Consider the following 20,800-nt stretch of genomic DNA (forward strand, 5'->3'; position numbering starts at 1 on the left):
TTTGCTTTAGCCATATCCGTTACTTTGCAGTAGAAAATGTCACTGATAACTGCTCGTTCTTGTCCGCACTTGCCAGATCGGTAATTGAGACTTGGTGCGACATGTAGGGGCGTACCTTAGCAGCGATACGATCAGCACCATTGGATTTAGCAAATTGATAGAAATTTTGCCCATTGCAGACCAGCTTTGGGAAAACCTGCTTTTTATTAATGTGGTGGTGAGTGATTGTTGTTCTGAACTGATGCAGATCATCGCTTAGACCAGTTTGACATACTTCGACTAAAGTCTGCTCCATTTTGCTATCCATTGCGGCGAACGCATTGCAGCTTAACGCACTGAGTGCGAATGTTGTTGCGACTAATACTTTGTTCATGTGTTGCTCCTAGCGGGTTGGATTAGTCTTTATTAAACCCCTTGTTGAAGTGTAAAGCTGTATTGAATTTGTGCTGAAATGTATCGATTTTTATGAATGCTTTCTTGTTGTATCTTGAGGTTACAAAGCATGTCTGTTGATGAGTCTTAGTGTCGTAACTTGGTATAGTTATGCCTGATTAGGCTTTTTGTCTAGGCATAAAAAAAGAGCCTTGAGGCTCTTTTGGGTTAACACTAAAGTGCTGTCTACAAGGATAACATTAATCAAAAATTTACCGCCATGATTTGATCATCACCGTAAGTCATAGCAATATCTTTAATTGTTACCGTACCAGTAGCATAAGGGGCGATTTTTTTAGCGGTTCTATCCGCACCTTGGCTTAATGCAAATTGATGAAAGCTTTGGTCGTTACAAACCAGACGGGGAAATACCCGTTGCTTATTTATACGGTGCTCTTTTAACGTGCTACTAAACTCAATCATACTGTTGCTAGCACCTGCTTTACAGACAGCAACTAATGTTTTTTCCATTTGAGGCGACATTGCAGCATTGGCTGAAAACGCAAACGGTGCTGATGCGATAGCGGCAATGATAAGTAACTTTTTCATGTTCTGCTCCTAGCGGTTTTTTATTGGGGTCGATTATCAGTAAAGCGTTTATCAAGGTGAAAAGCTGTTAGGCATTTGTAGCCAAATGTATCTTGATATGTGGTCTGGATCAGAGTGTGTCCGTGGGTAACAATTTGTGTCTGCCACAATTTGAACGCTTAAACGTCGCCAGTTTATTCGCTATTACTGCCATTCATATTCAACATATATATCTATAAAGAGATATTTTTTTGATTTTTTAGTCTGCAAAATATACGAGTTAATAAAGTAAGCCATACTGATTAGATAAGAGGGAGTGCAATTTTACAGGAGTTTCTATGCGCAACCAGAAGTTTGATCTATTTTTAAAGCCAGCGGATCTACCGAAGAGCGCAGTGATCACTTGGGCGATGGTCAACCAAGACTTTGAGCTTAAGAGTGTCAGTGAAGCTTTTTTTAATTTGGTTAATAAACCCATCTCCCATGTACTTAATCAACATCTTTGCCAGTGTTTTTCTTCATTTGATGTGACAAATGTCGCGCTATCTGAACATGAGAGCGTTACGAGTCATTGGGTGGATGATAAGGGCCTTGGTATCCAAGGTGTATTCACTCCTGTGCCAGATAAGCAGGGATTATGGAGTGTAGTGGTGAGTAAAATCAATTTGGATGATAAATGGTTGATGGAACTCCACCCTGATTACCACCATGCAATCCAATCCAGTGATGAATGGTTGACGCAAATAGAAGCTGTGATGCTGTCAAAGCCTGAATTAGTTTTTCAAACGGCAGTCGAGCAAGCTATTGCGCTGACTTATAGTGAAATCGGTTACTTGCATTTATATAATGATAAAAGTAAGCAATTAACTTTAACGGCCTGGTCCAATTCAGCTTTGGCCATGTGTGCTATCCCTGAACAAAAACATCAAAACCTTGACGAGGCGGGGATCTGGGCGGATTGTATACGTAGCCGCGAAGCGATGATCCATAACAATTATGGTCATGAACAAAATCAAAAAGGTTTGCCCCAAGGACATTTTGAGCTGAATCGCCACATGAGTGTGCCTATTATTTATCGTAATCGCATTGTTGGCGTGATCGGTGTGGGCAATCGAGAGACCCCATATACCCCAGTTGATGCTAAATCCTTGAGCGTGTTTGCAACGATTCTTTGGCACAGTGTTGAGCTACCTCGCTCCATGCGGGTGCTATGGAAACAATCACAGGTCATAAAAAGTCAACGAGAACGGTTATCTCACACCTTAGTGCAACTGATTGGCGCTGTGTCGGAAGCGGTAGAGTTAAAAGATGCCTATACCGCAGGTCATCAAAAATCGGTTTCTCAACTCGCCTATTTAATTGGTGAAAAGCTTGGGTTACAACATGAACAATTAGAAGGGCTAAAGCTTGGGGCGCTTATTCATGATATTGGTAAGCTTGGTATCCCTGCTCAAATTTTAGCAAAACCTTCAAGGCTGACCAGTGAAGAGTATGCATTGGTGAAAATGCACTCACAGCAGGGCGCAGATATCATTGATGAGGTCGAGTTTCCTTGGCCAATAAAGGAGATGATTCTACAGCACCATGAACGCTTGGATGGCTCAGGCTATCCAAGAGGCTTAAAGGGGGATCAGATTATATTGGAAGCCAAAATAATTGGTGTTGCTGACGTGGCTGATTCAGTATTGAGCCACAGACCCTATCGACCTTCATTGGGGATAAAAAAGCTCACTGAAATTTTAGAAAGTGGCAAAGGTAGCCTTTTTGAGCCAAAGATCGTCGATGTTTGTTTAGATATGCTGTCGGGCCATGAGTTTGAAAATGTGCCGTGTGTTTGTCATCTGCAGTTAGAGCCTGTGATTGAGGTGGAGCTATATAATAGTTTGGGTGAAGTTCGTCAATTAATGCGTGATTGCAATGCCAACATTGCTGTGGTTCGTGATGAGACTGGCGCCAAAATGGTTGGTATTGTAGATAAAGGTATTTTGGATTTATGGCACAGTCCGTTACTCGATACCGCCGCAGAAAGAACGGTTGATCGCAATATTGAAAACAAACGAATTCATCAAGTGATGAGCCATCACCTCCCCATTGTGGCGGGTAAAACTATATTAAAAGATGCTAAACACCAGCTAGATAGAGAGCCCCATGAGTTTCTTGTGGTAGTGTTGGATGGCAAGGCAATAGGGGCGGTAACCTGGAAAACCTTCGCTAGTGCACAATCATATGAATTTGAGTCTGAATTGCACCATTAAAAAAGCCAAGCGAGAAGCTTGGCTTTAGCAATCATTTAACGGTTCAATTGATTAGTCAACGATACGTAGTAGCTCGTTGATCCCGACTTTACCGCGTGTTTTAGCATCAACCTTTTTAACGATGATCGCAGCATATAAACTGTAAGTGCCGCACTTAGAAGGCAAATTACCTGACACGACAACAGAGCCTGCAGGAACACGACCGTAATGAACTTCACCGGTTTCACGGTCGAAAATGCGGGTGCTTTGACCAATATAAACGCCCATAGAGATAACGCTGCCCTCTTCAACGACAACACCTTCTACGATCTCTGAACGTGCGCCAATAAAGCAGTTATCTTCGATGATGGTTGGACCTGCTTGTAATGGCTCTAGTACGCCACCAATGCCAACACCGCCAGAGAGGTGTACATTTTTACCAATTTGCGCACATGAACCAACAGTTGCCCAAGTATCAACCATAGTACCTTCATCGACATAGGCACCAAGGTTTACGTATGACGGCATAAGCACGGTGTTTTTGCCTATGTAGGAGCCTTTACGTACGGCTGCTGGTGGCACAACGCGGATTGCTTCCTCTTTGAAGCGTGCTTCATCATAATCGGCAAACTTCATTGGAACTTTGTCAAAATATTTGGTTTCAGCGCCATCGATAACTTCATTATCGAAGATACGGAAAGAGAGCAGAACGGCTTTCTTTAGCCATTGATGTACATGCCACTGGCCATCGATTTTTTCGGCGACACGTGCTTCGCCTTTATCTAGCATAGCAATAACTTTTTCTACATCGGCACGAACACTTGAGTCAACCGAGCTAGGGGTAATTTCTGCGCGAGCTTCAAAAGCTACCTCAATACGTTGGCGTAAAGCCTCCATTAACATCTCCCAATTATCATTATTTATGACTGTTGATTAAAAAACTTAACTGCTGGGCTCAGTGAGGGCTTGAATTAGTGCCGCACTCAGCTCATCTTGTTGTGTCTGATCTAACTGTTGTCCATCTGCCGTTTGTAACATAAAGAAATCTTCTGCGCGCTCACCGATAGTGGTGATCTTGGCCGCTAGTAGCGTTATTTGGCAACGATAGAGAATGTCACCAACTTTAGCCAACAATCCAGGGCTATCAAGTGCGATCAGCTCCATCATGCTGGTGCCTTGCTTACGGGCAGGTAAAAAGCTCACTTGGGTGCGCACCTTAAAGGGCTTCATCTTACGTGGTAGCTTCTTAAATTTTGGCAGTTTGCCTGTATCGCTACTTAACGCTTTCACTAAGGCTTTTCTTAAACCTTGAATACGCGACAATTGCGAAACAGGGCTGCCATCTTGCTCTAAAATGACGAAAGAATCCAGTGCATAACCATCTTTTGAGGTCATGATACTGGCATCATGAACATTTATATTCTTGTTATCCAAAACGGCCATAACTGTAGCGAATAACTTAGGCTTATCTGGACTATAAACAAACAGTTCAGTACCACCTCGAGTGGTATGTTTAGAGATCAATACGAGTGCTTCATCGTGCTTATGTTTGAGTATCGCCTCACTGTGCCATGCTACTTGGTTGGGTTGATGGCGGAGAAAGTAGTCGGCTTTAAAGCGCTGCCAAAGCAGATCGAGACTTTTCTCTTTGATACCACGACGTAGCAGCTCTTTCTTTGCTTTTCCTTGGTGCTCTCGCACCCGTGCGCGAATATCTACAGGCTTCTCTTTTCCACGAGCAAGCACCCTTTGGGTTGAGAAATAGAGATCCCTTAACAAAGAGCCTTTCCAATTGTTCCAAGTCTTCTCGTTAGTGGCGCAAATATCGGCGACGGTGAGACAATAGAGGTAGCTGAGATGGACCGCATCGCGGACCTTGTCGGCAAAGTCCGCGACAACATCGGGATCTGAGATGTCTCGGCGCTGTGCCACTACCGACATGACGAGGTGATTTTCGACTAGCCAGCTCACGAGTCGTCCATCGTGTTTGTTGAGGCCATGTAGATCACAAAATGCCTGCGCATCGACAGCGCCTAGCTTGCTGTGATCGCCACCGCGGCCTTTGCCAATATCATGGAAAATTGCCGCTAACACTAACAAGCCCTTCTTTGGCAATTGATTGATCAATACCGAGCCTAGTGGAAATTCATCTTTCTGTTCAGGCTGAGAAAAACGATCGATATTGCGCAATAATCTATAGGTGTGTTCGTCGACCGTGTAAGCATGGAACAGATCAAACTGCATCTGGCCTTCAATACGTCGCCAAGCGGGTAAGTAGGCCGACAGTATGCCATGGCTATGCATTAACGACAGTGAGGCTATACCGCGAGGATGGCGCAGGATTTCCAAGAATACGGCTCTGCACAGCTCATTTTCCATTAAGGGAGTTGTTTGTGCGCGACGTGCGCGCCGTAGGCTCCTAAGTGTTGGTGCGTAGATAGCTTTAATGTTGGAGTTTTTAGCTACATGTAAAAATAGCTGCATCAACTCAACAGGATCATTGAGTCGCTCAGGTTGCAAACATTCGATAAAAGCGCCCCGACGTTGATAGTGATCATTAATCTTTTTGATCTCTAACGCGCTGGTGTGTCCTAAAGTGGCGCGTTTAAACAGCTGTAGCAACATTTGATTAAGCTCCATTACACGCCTCACTGTGCGGTAATATCGCTTCATCATCTGTTCAACGGCTAACTCGGTACCATCCTTAAAGCCCATTAGCTCCGCAACTTGTCTTTGTAGGTTAAAAAGTAGACGGTTTTCGTCGCGACCAGAGATTAAGTGAAGTGCAAAGCGCAGTTGCCATAAATAGCCTTGGCATTCGAGTAATTCTTCAAGCTCATCTTGTTCTAAAAATTCGTGGGCAACTAACTCTTCAATACACGAGGCGTCGAAGTAGCGCATGGCGACCCAACTGACGGTCTGGATATCCCTCAATCCACCGGGGCAAGATTTTAGGTTAGGCTCCAGATCAAAGGCACTGGCTTTGGCATGTCGTGCGGTTTGCTCATCGCGCTTAGCGATGAAAAATTCGCTAGCGGGCCAAAATAGCGGCTCACGCACCCTGTCATACAAGGTGTTAAACATCGCCTGAGGACCGCACAACAAACGCGCTTCCAATAGGTTGGTGGCAATGGTAATGTCTGGTGCACCCTGTGCGATGGTTTCATCTATCGTGCGAACACTGTGACCCACTTCAAGCCCTGCATCCCATAGGAAAGCGATATAGCTACCAAGCTGGGTTTCGGCCTCTTTAGGAAGGCTGTCGTCAATAAGAAATAGCAGGTCGACATCAGATTGCGGGTGCAACTCTCCTCTGCCATAGCCACCGACAGCGATTAACGCGATGGGATAACGGTCCAATTGATAAGACTGCCAATGTTCTATCAGTAGCTCATCGACAAATCGACATCGTTGACTCACCAAGGATGTAACGGACTCTTTTGCGCTAAATCGCTCCAATAACTCTTGATTTTGTTGTTTTAATGCGGTCTTGGCTGATAGCGCTGTATTCATTACATTCCTCGAATTAACTGTGCTAAAAGCGGACGCATTGGTCCGCTTTTGCGCGTTAAGGGGCTAACTCTTGTGGTTGATAATCCGAGAAATGGTTTCCTCTGCACGCAAAGTAAGGATCTCAACACCGGTTTGGGTCACGAGCAATGTATGTTCCCATTGAGCTGAGTTTTTTCCATCAGATGTGGTCACAGTCCAGTTGTCTTCTTTGTCTAACACGCTTGTATGACGACCCGCATTAATCATAGGTTCAATGGTAAAGCACATACCTGGACGCAGCACAGTCTTATCATTGTTTTTATAGTGCATCACCTGTGGCTCTTCATGGAAGCCAGCACCAATACCGTGACCGCAGTAATCGGTAACAATGCTGTACTTTTCAAGGCCAGTTTTCTTGCTCTTGATGAATTTTTCGATAATCGTACCAATTTCACCCAGTTTCATGCCAGGGCGTACTTTCTTAATGGCTTCATAGAGGCTTTCTTGAGCGATACGGCATAGACGCATATCTTTGGCACTGACGTCGCCAATCAGGAACATTTTTGACGTGTCGCCATGGTAACCATCTTTGATAACAGTGATATCAATATTGATGATGTCACCATCCTTGAGGGCTCTGTCACTAGGGATACCATGACAGATCACTTCATTGACAGAGGTGCAAATTGATTTAGGGAAACCGTGATAATCGAGTGGTGCAGAGATCGCACCTTGCTCTTCAGTGTATTTAGCACAGATATCGTTGAGCTGATTAGTCGTCACGCCAGCAACAACATGGGGGGCAATCATCTCTAAAACTTCTGCCGCCAGCTTGCCCGCGGCGCGCATTTTTTCAATCTCTTGGGCTGTTTTTATCACTATACTCATTAAGCTTTCTCTTGTATGTCGGTAGCCGCACTTTTAGGTACGTTTCTACGCTAAAAATTTGTGTTTGCGCCGGTATTATGGTATAAAGCGCGCCGTTATGTTTGACTCTTAGTCTGTTTTGTCTGAGGACATAGGGCTAAAAGTGAATATGGCTGCCATTATACATGGCATTTATTAAATACTAAATCACACACGTATCGACACGTTCTTCGGGGTGCCTAATTAGGTCGGAGATATGGGATGCGTGGAGGTCTAACCCCTAATATTTTAAGGTAATAAAATGACTACAGTTTCAATGCGCGACATGCTTCAAGCCGGTGTTCACTTCGGTCACCAAACTCGTTACTGGAACCCAAAGATGAAGCCATTCATCTTCGGCGCACGTAACGGTGTTCACATCATTAACCTAGAGCACACTGTGCCTATGTTCAATGAAGCACTAGCGTTCATCAGCAACGTAGCATCTAAGAAAGGTAAAGTTCTTTTCGTAGGTACTAAGCGCGCTGCAAGCGAAGCAATCAAAGAATCAGCAATTTCTTGTGATCAGTACTACGTTGACAACCGTTGGTTAGGCGGCATGTTGACTAACTGGAAAACAGTTCGTCAATCAATCAAGCGTCTTAAAGACCTTGAAAGCCAGTCTGTAGACGGTACTTTCGACAAGCTTACTAAGAAAGAAGCGCTTATGCGTACTCGTGAGCTTGAGAAGCTAGAAAAGTCTCTTGGTGGTATCAAGAACATGGGCGGCCTACCTGACGTTATCTTCGTTATCGGTGCTGATCATGAGCATATCGCTATTAAAGAAGCTAACAACCTAGGTATTCCAGTTGTTGCTGTTGTAGATACTAACTCTTCTCCAGACGGCATCAACTACATCGTTCCTGGTAACGATGATGCTATGCGTTCTATCCGTCTGTACACTGAGTCTGTTGCTGCAGCTGCTAAAGAAGGTCGCGGTCAAGACCTAGCTGTTCAAGCTGAGCAAGACGGTTTCGTAGAAGCTGAATAATAAGGCGAGATGAATTTCATCGCCCTTATTAACCAAGATATATGATTGGTGAACAGGGGCCCTAAGGCCCCTGTTTTTTATCATTTGATTTGTAGATTTACCTATAGAGGATTTAACAATGGCAATTACTGCTGCCCAAGTTAAAGAACTACGTGAGCGCACTGGCGCTGGCATGATGGATTGTAAAAAAGCGCTAACTGAAACCAATGGTGACATTGAGCTAGCGATTGAAAACATGCGTAAGAGCGGTGCTGCAAAGGCTGCTAAAAAAGCGGGTAACATTGCTGCTGAAGGCACAATCCTTATCAAGCAAGGTGAAGGCTTTACTGCGCTACTAGAAGTTAACTGTCAAACTGACTTCGTTGCAAAAGACGGAAACTTCCTAGCATTTGCTAACGCAGTACTAGATGTTGCAGCGGCTTCTAAAGTTACTGTTGAAGATCTAAAAGCACAGTTCGAAGAAACTCGTGTTGCACTAGTTGCTAAAATCGGTGAAAACATCAACGTTCGTCGCGTTGAATACATCGATGGTGCTAGCCTTGCTACATACCGTCACGGTGAGCGTATCGGTGTTGTTGTAACTGGTGAAGCTGACGAAGAGACTCTTAAGCACATCGCAATGCACGTTGCTGCTTCTAAGCCAGAGTACGTTAACCCAAGTGACGTACCAGCTGATGTTGTTGAAAAAGAGAAAGCCGTTCAAATCGAAATTGCGATGAACGAAGGCAAGCCTCAAGATATCGCTGAGAAAATGGTTTCTGGTCGTATGAAGAAGTTTACTGGTGAGGTTTCTCTTACTGGTCAAGCGTTCATCATGGAACCAAAGAAAACTGTTGGCGAGATTCTTAAAGAGAAAGGCGCAACAGTTACAAACTTCATTCGTTTAGAAGTTGGTGAAGGTATCGCGAAGAAAGAAGAAGATTTTGCTGCTGAAGTTGCAGCGCAAATCGCCGCTTCTAAGGCGTAATCGCCGCTTTTAAGATACCCCCAAAACCGCAGCAATCGCTGCGGTTTTGTTATGTCAATTAGATTCCGCAATACGCATTATTTCCTATATAATTGGCAAGTTACCCATCGCATTGATCAGGATAAATAACCATGAGCACAAATCCAAAACCTGCTTTTCGACGTATTCTTCTTAAATTAAGTGGTGAGGCCCTAATGGGCGAAGAGGGCTTTAGTATTGACCCCAAAGTACTTGACCGCATGGCGCAAGAAGTCAAAGAGCTTGTAGAGCTTGGTATTCAAGTAGGTGTTGTGATTGGTGGCGGTAACCTTTTCCGTGGCGAAGGTTTGGCGAAAGCTGGCATGAACCGCGTTGTTGGCGACCATATGGGAATGCTAGCAACCGTTATGAATGGTTTGGCCATGCGTGATGCATTGCACCGCGCATACGTCAATGCTCGTTTGATGTCTGCTATCCCATTAAAAGGTGTTTGTGATGACTATAACTGGGCCGAGGCGATTAGCTTGCTAAAATCGGGCCGTGTTGTTATTTTCGCAGCGGGTACAGGTAACCCATTCTGTACTACAGATTCAGCAGCGTGTTTGCGTGGCATTGAAATTGAAGCTGAAGTGGTACTCAAAGGCACTAAAGTGGATGGCGTATACTCAGACGATCCAGTGAAAAACCCTGAAGCCGTTAAATATGACGAGATGGGTTATGATGAAGTCTTAGATAAAGAATTAAAAGTGATGGATCTTGCGGCATTTACACTTGCGCGAGATCACGACATGCCAATTTTAGTGTTTAATATGAACAAGCCTGGTGCGCTACGCCGTGTTATTATGGGCGATCATGAAGGCACTATGATTCGAAGCAGTAACGCAAAATCAGCCGAATAAACCAGATAGATATCGGGATGGCGCAGTGCCAGCCCGAGTAAAAAAATTGAGTAACCCAAAAGGATAATTAACGTGATTAATGATATCAAACAAGATGCGAAAGAACGCATGGGTAAATGTGTAGAAGCGACTAAAACCCAGATGGCGAAAGTTCGTACTGGTCGTGCACACCCTAGCTTATTAGATTCAATTAAGGTTTCTTATTACGGTTCAATGACTCCACTTAAGCAAGTGGGTAATGTGTCAATTGAAGACTCAAGAACACTTGCTGTAACGGTATTTGATAGCACACTTATCCCAGCTGTTGAGAAGGCCATTATGAGTTCAGACCTTGGTCTAAACCCTATGTCTGCCGGTACAACGATTCGCATTCCTCTTCCAGCGCTAACAGAAGAACGTCGCAAGGATCTGATCAAAGTCGTTCGTGCAGAAGCTGAGAATGGTCGTATCGCGGTACGTAACGTACGTCGTGATGCAAACTCAGATGTCAAAGCGTTAGAGAAAGAGAAAGAGTGTACAGAAGACGATGTGCGCCGTTCTGAAGATGAAGTGCAAAAATTCACCGATGCACACGTTAAGCAGATCGATGAGATTTTGGCTGCAAAAGAAGCAGAGTTGATGGAAGTCTAATCTCCCTGCTTCGTTACTAGAGTTAACACGCCGTGTAGGGGTATACTACACGGCGTTTGCTATTTTAAAGGGTTGTAATAGATGTCAATCGAACCTCAATCTAGCTCAGAGTTTTCTAATGAAGCACTCTGCGAGCTGGTAAAGCAGTCTATACCTAAGCATGTTGCGATTATCATGGATGGTAATGGACGCTGGGCACAGTCCCAGGGAAAGCCGCGTGTAATCGGGCATAAAGCTGGGGTAAAGGCCGTGCGACGGGCAGTGAGTACTGCACGTGAGATGGGCATTGGTTCGCTGACATTGTTTGCCTTTTCAAGTGAAAACTGGCGCCGTCCAGATAAAGAGGTCAGTTTGTTGATGGAGCTGTTTTTTACGGTTCTGCAACGTGAACTTAAGCTGCTGCATAAAAATGGTGTTCGTCTCAATATCATTGGCGATATCAGCCGTTTTTCTGAGCGTTTGCAAAAGCAGATCGCCTCGGCAATGGCAAAGACAGAGGACAACACGGGTCTTGTGCTCAATGTTGCGGCCAACTACGGTGGACGCTGGGATATCATGCAAGCGGCCCAAACCTTGGCAGAAAAAGTCGAATCTGGTGAAATGAGCAGCAGTCAGTTCACCGAAGAGGCATTAAGTCAGCATTTATGCATGCAAAATCAGCCGGAAGTTGATTTAATGATCCGCACCGGAGGAGACTTCCGCATCAGTAATTTTGTGTTATGGCAGGCCGCCTATGCAGAGTTAGTGTTTACTGATGTGTTATGGCCAGATTTTGATGAGCAAGCGTTTAAGGACGCAGTCGCCATATTTGCTACTCGGCAGCGCCGTTTTGGATTAACGGGGTCGCAAATAGAGACGTTGCAAGCTGAGCAATAATTTTAAAGAGGGAAAGTTTTGCTAAAACATAGAATAATAACAGCAGTCTGGTTGATCCCATTAGTCATGGGAGCCATTTTCTTTTTCCCTGTGGAGTATTTTTCATGGGCTTTAGTTGCCGTGTTTTTGATTGCAGCTAAAGAGTGGGGGCGCATTATAGATAAGCGCTGTACCGTCACTCAGTGGAGTTTTACTTTCACCATTGCCGTGTTGCTTATTGCACTCAATGTATTGGTGCCTACGGATGAAATATGGTTTAAAGGTAGCCTTCACCCCATCTTTTTAGCCATCATGATCATTGGTGCCATGTGGTGGGCAATCTCGTTGCTCTTGGTGCTATCGTTTCCCAAAAGCGCCAATTTTTGGGGCAAGAGCCACATGTTGAAGTCAATGTTTGGCCAACTCACACTTATTCCCTGCTTTACCGCGCTGATAGCATTGAAAGCGCTCAGTTCAGACGCCATGCCATACTATGGTGGCGCACTGGTCTTTTTAGTAATGTTAACCGTATGGGCTACCGATACTGGCGCTTATTTCGCAGGTAAAGCCTTGGGTAAACATAAGCTTATGCCTAATGTAAGCCCAGCGAAAACCATAGAGGGATTGGTTGGGGGGCTTTTAACAACCATGGTCGTTGTCACGGGGATTATGATGGTTTCCCCAGAACAAGAGCTTGGCCTGGTCATTAGTGTCACCCTATTTGTGGCGCTTATCTCAGCCCTTGGCGACCTCTCTGAAAGTATGTTCAAACGAGTGGCTGAAATTAAAGATTCAGGTACTATCTTGCCAGGCCATGGTGGTGTTCTTGACCGCATCGATAGTCTGACTGCAGCGTTACCTGTGTTTACGCTGATCTATATCGCATTTTGGATGTAACCATGCAAAATATGGTGATTTTAGGGGCAACGGGGTCTATTGGCGCCAGTACCCTAAGTGTTATCGAAAAAAATCCTGAAACCTTTAAGGCCTATGCATTGGTCGCTAATGCTAGCGTCGACAAGATGCTAGCGCTTTGCTTGGTTCATAAGCCCGTTATCGTCCATATGGTGGACTGTGATGCGGCGTTAGCACTAAGGTCTCGTTTACCGGCAGCATTAAATATTGAGGTGACGAGCGGCGAGGATGAGCTATTAGCCCTTGTGAGCGCGCCTGAAGTCGATACCGTGATGGCGGCGATTGTCGGCGCGGCGGGTTTACCTTCAACCTTAGCTGCGGTGAAAGCTGGCAAGCGAGTGCTGCTGGCAAATAAAGAGTCGTTGGTGATGTCAGGCCGACTATTCATCGATGAGATGCAAGGTTCTGGCGCGCAAGTATTACCGGTTGATAGTGAGCATAATGCCATTTTTCAATGTTTACCTGAGCGGGTGCAACAGCAGATTGGTGCATGCCAACTAACCGATGCGGGTATTTCACATATTTTGCTCACCGGATCGGGTGGTCCCTTTTTGACGGCGGATCTCGCATCACTCGATACCATGACTCCTGCACAAGCGTGTAAACACCCTAACTGGTCGATGGGGCGTAAAATCTCAGTCGACTCAGCCACCATGATGAATAAAGGGCTTGAGTATATTGAAGCTCGTTGGTTATTTAATGCCAGCCAAGAACAGCTCAAAGTGGTGGTGCATCCCCAGAGTGTCATTCACTCAATGGTGCAATATAAAGATGGTTCAGTCGTCGCGCAGTTGGGTAATCCTGATATGCGTACACCTATTGCTCATTGTATGGCTTATCCGCAAAGAATTTCAGCAGGCGTTGAACCTTTAGATTTTTTCAAAGTCGGACAGTTAAGCTTTATGGAACCTGATTTCAATCGTTTTCCCTGCTTAGCCTTAGCAATTGATGCTTGTGCACAGGGACAAGAAGCAACCACCGTGGTGAATGCTGCCAATGAAATCTCGGTAGACGCATTTTTAAATGGTGTTATTAAATTTACCGATATCGCCAAGGTAAATGAATATTGTCTAACAAAATTAGCGCAGCCTAGTTTAAATAGTATCGAAGATATTTTAGCGTTAGATACGCACACACGTCGTATTGCTGCTGAACAAGTACAACAGCTAAAGCAATAGAAAGGGAGTGAGATGTTAGACTTTTTGTGGAACTTAGGTTCTTTTATCATAGCGTTAGGCATACTCATTACTGCCCATGAATATGGTCATTTTTGGGTCGCGCGCCGCTGTGGCGTTAAAGTTGAGCGTTTCTCTATTGGCTTTGGTAAGGCTATTTGGCGTAAGGTCGGTGCAGATGGCACTGAATATGTCGTGGCGATGATACCGCTTGGTGGCTACGTAAAAATGCTCGATGAACGGGTAGAAGAGGTGCCAGAGGCATTAAAGTCACAAGCGTTTAACCGAAAATCTGTTTGGCAGCGTATTGCGATTGTGGGTGCAGGACCCATGGCCAATTTCGTCTTTGCGATTTTTGCGCTTTATATTATGTATTTGATTGGTGTCCCTTCGCTAAAACCTATTATCGAATCGACCCAAGAGAACACTCCCGCAGCAGTGATTCAAGTCAATAAACCTATGCAGGTTATTGCTGTTGGCGATCGAGAAGTGCGCAACTGGGAGGAGGTTACTTATGCCTTGGTTGGGTATATTGGCGATGAGAATATCGATATTACCTTAGCACCCATGTCTGGTTTGATGGGAGAAGAACGACAATATCGACTCGATACCAGTAACTGGAAGTTTGACCCAGAAAAACAGTCGCCCATCACTTCACTTGGCTTAGGCGTATACAGGCCTGAAATCACCCCCGTGCTTGGATTGGTGAGTGATGATGGCGCAGCCAAAGCTGCCGGTATGCAAGTTGGCGATACGTTAGTGGCGATTAACCAACAGCCTTATCGTGATTGGGATGACTTTGTTGCCCAGATTAAAGCGTCTGCTAACAAAGCGATTTCTATAACCGTACGGCGCGATGGCGAACAGATTAATTTATCGGTGACACCTGGGCAGCGAGAAGGTGTCGATGGTCAGTTAGAGGGGGTTATCGGTGTTGCACCGACACAAGCCCCTTGGCCTGAAGAGATGCGCTTGCAGTTAGAGTATGGCTTTGGCGAATCTTTTGTGGTCGCCGCCGATAAAACATGGCAACTTGTCGTCGTCAGCATTAAGATGATTGGCAAATTGTTTACTGGCGATGTGTCAGTGAAAAACCTGAGTGGCCCTATTTCTATTGCACAAGGTGCGGGAAGTAGTGCTAACTATGGTTTGGTTTATTTTTTAGGATTCCTAGCATTAATCAGCGTAAACTTGGGCATTATTAATTTATTGCCTTTGCCAGTGCTTGATGGTGGGCATCTGTTATATTACTTCATCGAAGTGATCACAGGCAGGCCTGTACCCGAAAAGGTGCAGGAAATTGGATTCAGATTTGGGGCAGCTATGCTGCTAATGTTGATGAGTATCGCCCTTTTCAATGATTTTTCCCGACTCTGAGCAAGGACACACACATAATTAGAAGTGCTCTATGAGATTGAATAAAATTTTTGCCTCGATGATATTAGTCGGTGCGTCTTTATCAGGGAACGGTTGGGCCGACACATTCCAGCCATTTGAAGTCACCGATATCCAAGTGCAAGGTTTACAACGTGTTGCTTTGGGTGCCGCACTATTGAATATCCCCATTAAGGTGGGTGATACCGTTGACGAACAGCGCTTGCAACAAGCAATTAAGAGCTTGTATGCATCAACTAACTTTGAGCATATCGGCGTAAGCCGCGATGGCAATGTACTGGTGGTGACGGTTAAAGAGCGGCCAACGATCAGTATTGTAACTTTCGAAGGCAACAAAGATATTAAAGATGAGCAGCTTCAAGAAAGTTTAGACGGCAGCGACGTTAAAGTCGGTGAGTCTCTTGATCGCACTATGCTGAGCGGTATCGAGAAGAGTCTGCAAGATTTCTACTATGGCGTTGGTAAATATGGCGCGAAAGTTGAAGCGCAAGTGATCAATCTGCCTCGAAATCGTGTTGAGCTTAAATTTAAGTTTACCGAAGGTCTAGCCGCTGAAATTCGTCAGATCAACGTTGTGGGTAATACGGTGTTTTCTGATGCTGAGCTGATCGGCATGCTTGAGCTGAAAGATTATGTTGCATGGTGGGACCTCTTTGGTGAGCGTCGCTATCAAAAGCAGAAGCTTCAAGCTGACCTCGAGACCATCAAGACCTTCTACCATAACCGCGGTTATATCCGATTTGATGTCACCTCGACCCAGGTGGCGATGACACCTGATCGTAAAGGCTTATATATTACTATCAACGTCGATGAAGGTGAGCAGTACAAGGTTAAAGAAGTTAACCTGACTGGTGATTTGATGGGCCGTGAAAAGGTGATGGAAGCCATTTTACCTATCAAAGCGGGTGATACCTATAACGGTGCCGATGTAACCTTTACCGAAGAGATGTATGGTAAGTACCTTGGTCGTTTTGGTTATGCCTACCCAGAAGTGAAAACCTATCCAGAAATTGACGATGAGACCAAAGAGGTCGCCCTTAACGTTAATATTAAACCAGGCAAGCGTGTTTATGTTCGCAGCATTAACTTTACTGGTAACCAAGTGACCAAAGATGAAGTGATGCGTCGCGAGCTACGTCAGATGGAAGGTGCTTGGTTAAACTCAGCCCAAGTCGAGCAGTCCAAGGCGCGTTTAAACCGTTTAGGTTATTTTGAGACGGTTGATACACAAACAATTCAAGTGCCTGGCACTGATGACCTAGTCGATGTTGCTTTTGCGGTTAAGGAGCAGCCATCGGGCTCATTTAACGCTGGTGTGGGTTATGGTACCGAGTCAGGCTTAAGCCTGCAGTTTGGTGTACAGCAGAGTAACTTCTTGGGTACGGGGAACCAGGCTGGTATTAACTTAAACACCAACAAGTATTCTAAAAACGTCAATATCTCCTATACGGACCCTTATTTCACCAAAGATGGTGTAAGTTTGGGCGGAAATATCTATTGGAACGAATTTGATGCAAATGAGGCTAACCTAGAGCGTTATAAGAATAGCTCTTATGGTATTGCATTGAACTCAGGATTCCCGATTAACGAATACAACCGTATTAACGGTGGTATCGGTTATCGTCACAACGAAATTTCAGAAATATCAGCCTATGAACAAGCGCTGCGTTTCTATAATATCTATCGTGACGCGGGCGATCCTAATGCTGATTTATCATTTGATAACTTTGAAATGAATCTAGGCTGGTCTCGCAGTACGCTTAACCGTGGTACCTTCCCAACCGACGGTTCATCGCAGCGTTTAAGTGGTAAGATGACGGTACCAGGTTCAGATCTGCAATATTTCAAAACCGATTTTGATACCAGTTTTTACTGGCCAATTACTCGCAGTCACAGCTTTGTGGTATTAACCAAAGCACGTCTAGGCTACGGTAACGGTTATGGTCAGTTCAACGATAATGACCAGATTCTACCGTTTTGGGAAAACTATTACTCAGGTGGTAGCAGCTCATTACGTGGCTTTAAATCCAACTCAGTTGGACCTCGTTCTTTCTATCTCTACCGTGGTAGCGAACCTTGTTCGCCAGATCCATCCGGTGACGGTTGTAGCTTGCCTGGGGACCCAAATCGGGTAACAGTGAGTGAAGGTCGCTCTATTGGTGGTAATGCTATCGCGACAGCGACGCTGGAAATGATTGTACCAACGCCGTTCCTCGATGAGGCTTACACAAACTCTGTACGTACCAGTTTCTTCGTCGATGCGGGTAACGTATGGGACACCGAGTTTGACTATGACTCATATCGCTTCTTGCCAGCCGATCAGTTTGCTAAGCTGCAGGATTACTCTGATCCAGGACGTATTCGTGCGTCTGCGGGGATGAGTGTGCAATGGTTGTCGCCAATGGGACCCATGGTATTTAGTCTTGCTTGGCCAATCAAAGAATATGAAGATGACGAAACAGAGATCTTCTCGTTCAACATTGGTAAAACTTTCTAAAGTAGAATTAATTTAATTAAAAAGTATTCGGCAAGTTTTGCTGACAATAAGGAGTTTATTTTGAATAAGATGTTTAATCGCGCAATGATGGTTTTGGTTCTTTTAGGTGCACCAATTGCTGCGCAAGCTGAGAAAATTGCCGTTGTTGATATGCAGGCGGTGTTTGAGCAACTACCTCAGCGTGAAGAAGTGAGCAAAACCCTTAAAACTGAATTTGGTGATCGTGTTGCTGGTGTGCAAAAGATGCAAGACGAACTGCGCACTATGCTTGAAACTCAGCAGCGTGATGCAGCCCTGATGAGCGAAACCCAAAAGACAGAGATGTTACGTAAGATGGAATCAATCAAAGCCGAGCTACAACTCAAAGGTAAGGCTTTGGATGAAGATATGCGTCGTCGTAATGGTGAAGAGCAGAACAAACTATTAGTTAAAGTTCAAAAAGCGATCAGCGCCATTGCAGAGAAAGAACAGTATGACATGGTGTTCCAACGTGGCGCCGTTATCTATGTTAAGCCTACTTCAGATATCAGCAGTAAAGTTGTTGAAGCGTTGAGCAAAGGCTAAAGATAGATGAAAAGCTATACAATAAAAGAGATCGCCGCATACCTAAATGCAGAAGTACAAGGTGATGATTCGGTTGAGATTACTCGAGTTGCTACCCTAGAAAAGGCGCAAGTTGGTGAGATCTCTTTTTTAGCAAACCCTAAGTATCAAAGTCAGTTAGAGGGGACGGCAGCATCGGCTGTACTCTTGTCTCCTCAATCGGCACAAGGGTTTGTGGGTAACGCCATTGTACTAAAAGACCCTTACGTAGGATTTGCCAGAGTCGCGCAGTTACTGGATACCACGCCACGTGCTGCGGAATCGATTCACCCATCTGCGGTTATCGATGCCAGTGCAACCTTAGGTGAGGGGGTGGCCATTGGTGCTAATGCTGTTATTGGTGCAAACGTGATCCTTGGTGAGAATGTCCAAATTGGTGCGGGTTGTGTTATCGGGCAAAATGTCATCATTGGCTCAAATTCAATGCTCTGGGCCAATGTGACCATTTATCACGATGTGCACTTAGGCCAGTCTTGCATCGTTCATTCAAGTACGGTTATTGGTTCTGATGGTTTTGGTTATGCTAATGAGCGTGGCCAATGGATTAAAATCCCCCAAACTGGCGGCGTTCGTATTGGTGACCGCGTGGAGATTGGTGCTTGTACCAGTATCGATAGAGGGGCTATTGAGCATACCGAAATCCATGATGGTGTGATCATCGATAACCAAGTGCAAATTGCACATAATGTAATTATTGGTGAAAACACGGCGCTGGCAGGGAGTTCTACCTTTGCTGGCAGCACTACTTTAGGTAAATATTGCATTGTCGGTGGCAACTGTGCTGTAGCAGGACACTTATCGGTAGCAGATGGTACTCACATCTCAGGTGGCACAAACGTCACGAGTGTTATCAGAGAGCCTGGTGTATACTCTTCTGCTACAATTGCGATGGAAAACAAAGTCTGGCGCCGTAATACGGTTCGCTTTAGACAGTTAGATGAGTTGTTCCAGCGCGTTAAAAAGTTAGAGAAAAACGTTAAATCAGATGATTAACTGCCAGTTGGCGGCTAAGGAAGTTATTGAGTGTCAAATCAATTAAATACAATGGATATCAAAGAGATCCTGAAGTTTTTACCCCATAGATATCCATTTTTGTTGATCGATAGAGTCTTAGACTTTACCCCAGGTGAAACGCTTCACGCGATTAAGAACGTCACGATCAATGAGCCATTTTTCCAAGGCCATTTTCCGGTTCAGCCTGTCATGCCTGGCGTATTGATCCTTGAGGCGATGGCGCAAGCTACTGGTTTATTAGCGTTTAAAACCATGAGCGATGCACCGTCAAATGATGCATTGTATTATTTTGCTGGGATCGACAAAGCACGTTTTAAGCGTGTGGTAGAGCCTGGTGACCAACTTCATTTCGAAGTAAAAATGATTAAAGAGCGCCGCGGGATTGGGGTGTTCACTGGTGAAGCTCGGGTTGATGGTGAACTAGTTTGTTCAGCTGAAATCATGTGTGCTCGTAGAGAGATTAGCAAGTGATTGATAAGTTAGCTTTTGTACATCCTGACGCAAAAATCGGTGCCAATGTAACCATTGGTCCTTGGACCTATATTGGTGCAGACGTAGAGATTGGTGATGATTGTCATCTAAGCTCACACGTGGTGGTTAGGGGACCTACCGTTATCGGTAAAGGTAACCGAATTTTCCAATTCGCGTCTGTGGGCGAGGATTGCCAAGATAAGAAATATGCCGGCGAGCCGACACGTCTTATTATTGGTGATAACAACGTGATCCGTGAATCAGTTACGATTCATCGCGGCACCACCCAAGATAAGGGCGAAACCATTATCGGGTCTAATAACCTGTTTATGGCATACGTGCATATTGCCCACGATTGTGTGGTCGGTAACAACGTTATTATGGCAAATAATGCTTCTATTGCTGGCCATGTTCATGTTGGTGATTGGGCTATTCTTGGTGGGATGACAGGTGTGCATCAATTTGTGCATATTGGTGCTCATGCCTTTACGGCAGGCTATTCATTAATTCTGCAAGATGTACCGCCATTTGTGATGGCGTCTGGACAGCCAGCAATACCACGTGGCCTGAACAGCGAAGGACTTAAACGTCGTGGTTTCTCTAAAGAGAGCCAGCTTGCGGTGCGTCGTGCTTATAAGAGTCTTTACCGTAAGGGATTGACCATCGACGAAGCGGTAGCTGCATTGGGTGATGATGCCCAGGACGAACAAGTTAAGTTGATGATGGACTTTGTCGTTAACTCTAGCCGTGGCATTATTCGTTAAGAATATGCCCATAAAAAGAAAAGCTCGTTTTAACGGGCTTTTTTTTATGACAG

The 20,800-nt window shown here is 44.9% G+C and carries 18 protein-coding genes and 1 pseudogene; 14 read left to right on the forward strand and 5 right to left on the reverse strand.

What is annotated here, in order from left to right:
- Window positions 1-19 precede the first annotated feature (19 nt).
- Together L876_RS0119720 and L876_RS0119725 are read right to left on the reverse strand one after the other, a co-directional pair.
- The gene (locus L876_RS0119720; protein ID WP_028765370.1) at window positions 20-373 is read right to left on the reverse strand and encodes a DUF3718 domain-containing protein; all 354 of its coding nucleotides are present in this window, start codon (window positions 371-373) and stop codon (window positions 20-22) included.
- Window positions 374-636: 263 nt separating this feature from the next.
- Window positions 637-981, reverse strand: coding sequence for a DUF3718 domain-containing protein (locus L876_RS0119725; protein WP_028765371.1), 345 nt, complete (start codon window positions 979-981; stop codon window positions 637-639).
- A 317-nt stretch (window positions 982-1,298) separates the two neighbouring features.
- On the opposite strand from L876_RS0119725, the gene L876_RS22190 reads away from it, so the two are divergent.
- Complete coding sequence (locus L876_RS22190; protein ID WP_051413207.1) at window positions 1,299-3,215, forward strand: HD domain-containing phosphohydrolase; 1,917 nt, start codon at window positions 1,299-1,301, stop codon at window positions 3,213-3,215.
- Window positions 3,216-3,266: 51 nt separating this feature from the next.
- On the opposite strand, the gene dapD is transcribed toward L876_RS22190, so the two are convergent.
- The 3 genes and pseudogenes from dapD to map all read right to left on the reverse strand — a co-directional run bounded on the left by dapD (window position 3,267) and on the right by map (window position 7,574).
- The gene (gene dapD / locus L876_RS0119735) at window positions 3,267-4,091 is read right to left on the reverse strand and encodes a 2,3,4,5-tetrahydropyridine-2,6-dicarboxylate N-succinyltransferase (RefSeq protein WP_028765372.1); all 825 of its coding nucleotides are present in this window, start codon (window positions 4,089-4,091) and stop codon (window positions 3,267-3,269) included.
- A 45-nt stretch (window positions 4,092-4,136) separates the two neighbouring features.
- Window positions 4,137-6,713 (reverse strand): annotated as a pseudogene (glnD, locus tag L876_RS0119740) (bifunctional uridylyltransferase/uridylyl-removing protein GlnD); the annotation flags it as partial.
- Between the two features lie 57 nt (window positions 6,714-6,770).
- On the reverse strand, window positions 6,771-7,574 hold the full coding sequence (gene map / locus L876_RS0119745; RefSeq protein ID WP_028765374.1) for a type I methionyl aminopeptidase: 804 nt from the start codon (window positions 7,572-7,574) through the stop codon (window positions 6,771-6,773).
- Window positions 7,575-7,854: 280 nt separating this feature from the next.
- On the opposite strand from map, the gene rpsB reads away from it, so the two are divergent.
- The 13 genes from rpsB (at window position 7,855) to lpxA (ending at window position 20,747) form a co-directional block, all read left to right on the forward strand.
- On the forward strand, window positions 7,855-8,583 hold the full coding sequence (gene rpsB, locus L876_RS0119750; RefSeq protein WP_028765375.1) for a 30S ribosomal protein S2: 729 nt from the start codon (window positions 7,855-7,857) through the stop codon (window positions 8,581-8,583).
- Between the two features lie 118 nt (window positions 8,584-8,701).
- Window positions 8,702-9,550, forward strand: a complete 849-nt coding sequence (tsf, locus tag L876_RS0119755; RefSeq protein WP_028765376.1) for a translation elongation factor Ts — start codon at window positions 8,702-8,704, stop codon at window positions 9,548-9,550.
- Between the two features lie 131 nt (window positions 9,551-9,681).
- On the forward strand, window positions 9,682-10,428 hold the full coding sequence (gene pyrH / locus L876_RS0119760; RefSeq protein ID WP_028765377.1) for a UMP kinase: 747 nt from the start codon (window positions 9,682-9,684) through the stop codon (window positions 10,426-10,428).
- A 72-nt stretch (window positions 10,429-10,500) separates the two neighbouring features.
- Window positions 10,501-11,058 (forward strand): ribosome recycling factor, encoded by a 558-nt coding sequence (gene frr, locus L876_RS0119765; protein ID WP_028765378.1) that lies wholly within the window; start codon window positions 10,501-10,503, stop codon window positions 11,056-11,058.
- 81 nt (window positions 11,059-11,139) lie between these two features.
- On the forward strand, window positions 11,140-11,934 hold the full coding sequence (uppS, locus tag L876_RS0119770; RefSeq protein ID WP_028765379.1) for a polyprenyl diphosphate synthase: 795 nt from the start codon (window positions 11,140-11,142) through the stop codon (window positions 11,932-11,934).
- Window positions 11,935-11,952: 18 nt separating this feature from the next.
- On the forward strand, window positions 11,953-12,810 hold the full coding sequence (locus L876_RS0119775; RefSeq protein ID WP_028765380.1) for a phosphatidate cytidylyltransferase: 858 nt from the start codon (window positions 11,953-11,955) through the stop codon (window positions 12,808-12,810).
- A 2-nt stretch (window positions 12,811-12,812) separates the two neighbouring features.
- Window positions 12,813-14,006 (forward strand): 1-deoxy-D-xylulose-5-phosphate reductoisomerase, encoded by a 1,194-nt coding sequence (gene ispC, locus L876_RS0119780; RefSeq protein WP_028765381.1) that lies wholly within the window; start codon window positions 12,813-12,815, stop codon window positions 14,004-14,006.
- 12 nt (window positions 14,007-14,018) lie between these two features.
- Window positions 14,019-15,380, forward strand: coding sequence for a sigma E protease regulator RseP (gene rseP, locus L876_RS0119785; protein WP_028765382.1), 1,362 nt, complete (start codon window positions 14,019-14,021; stop codon window positions 15,378-15,380).
- Between the two features lie 31 nt (window positions 15,381-15,411).
- On the forward strand, window positions 15,412-17,895 hold the full coding sequence (gene bamA / locus L876_RS0119790; RefSeq protein ID WP_028765383.1) for an outer membrane protein assembly factor BamA: 2,484 nt from the start codon (window positions 15,412-15,414) through the stop codon (window positions 17,893-17,895).
- A 69-nt stretch (window positions 17,896-17,964) separates the two neighbouring features.
- Window positions 17,965-18,459: an OmpH/Skp family outer membrane protein gene (locus L876_RS0119795; protein WP_037429401.1), complete on the forward strand. Its 495-nt coding sequence runs from the start codon at window positions 17,965-17,967 to the stop codon at window positions 18,457-18,459.
- 6 nt (window positions 18,460-18,465) lie between these two features.
- The gene (lpxD, locus tag L876_RS0119800) at window positions 18,466-19,491 is read left to right on the forward strand and encodes a UDP-3-O-(3-hydroxymyristoyl)glucosamine N-acyltransferase (RefSeq protein WP_028765385.1); all 1,026 of its coding nucleotides are present in this window, start codon (window positions 18,466-18,468) and stop codon (window positions 19,489-19,491) included.
- Window positions 19,492-19,521: 30 nt separating this feature from the next.
- On the forward strand, window positions 19,522-19,983 hold the full coding sequence (fabZ, locus tag L876_RS0119805; protein ID WP_028765386.1) for a 3-hydroxyacyl-ACP dehydratase FabZ: 462 nt from the start codon (window positions 19,522-19,524) through the stop codon (window positions 19,981-19,983).
- Window positions 19,980-20,747, forward strand: a complete 768-nt coding sequence (gene lpxA, locus L876_RS0119810; RefSeq protein ID WP_028765387.1) for an acyl-ACP--UDP-N-acetylglucosamine O-acyltransferase — start codon at window positions 19,980-19,982, stop codon at window positions 20,745-20,747. The genes fabZ and lpxA overlap by 4 nt, the downstream gene beginning before the upstream one ends.
- Window positions 20,748-20,800 lie beyond the last annotated feature (53 nt).

The organism is Shewanella colwelliana ATCC 39565 (genome assembly GCF_000518705.1).
Lineage (GTDB): Bacteria > Pseudomonadota > Gammaproteobacteria > Enterobacterales > Shewanellaceae > Shewanella > Shewanella colwelliana.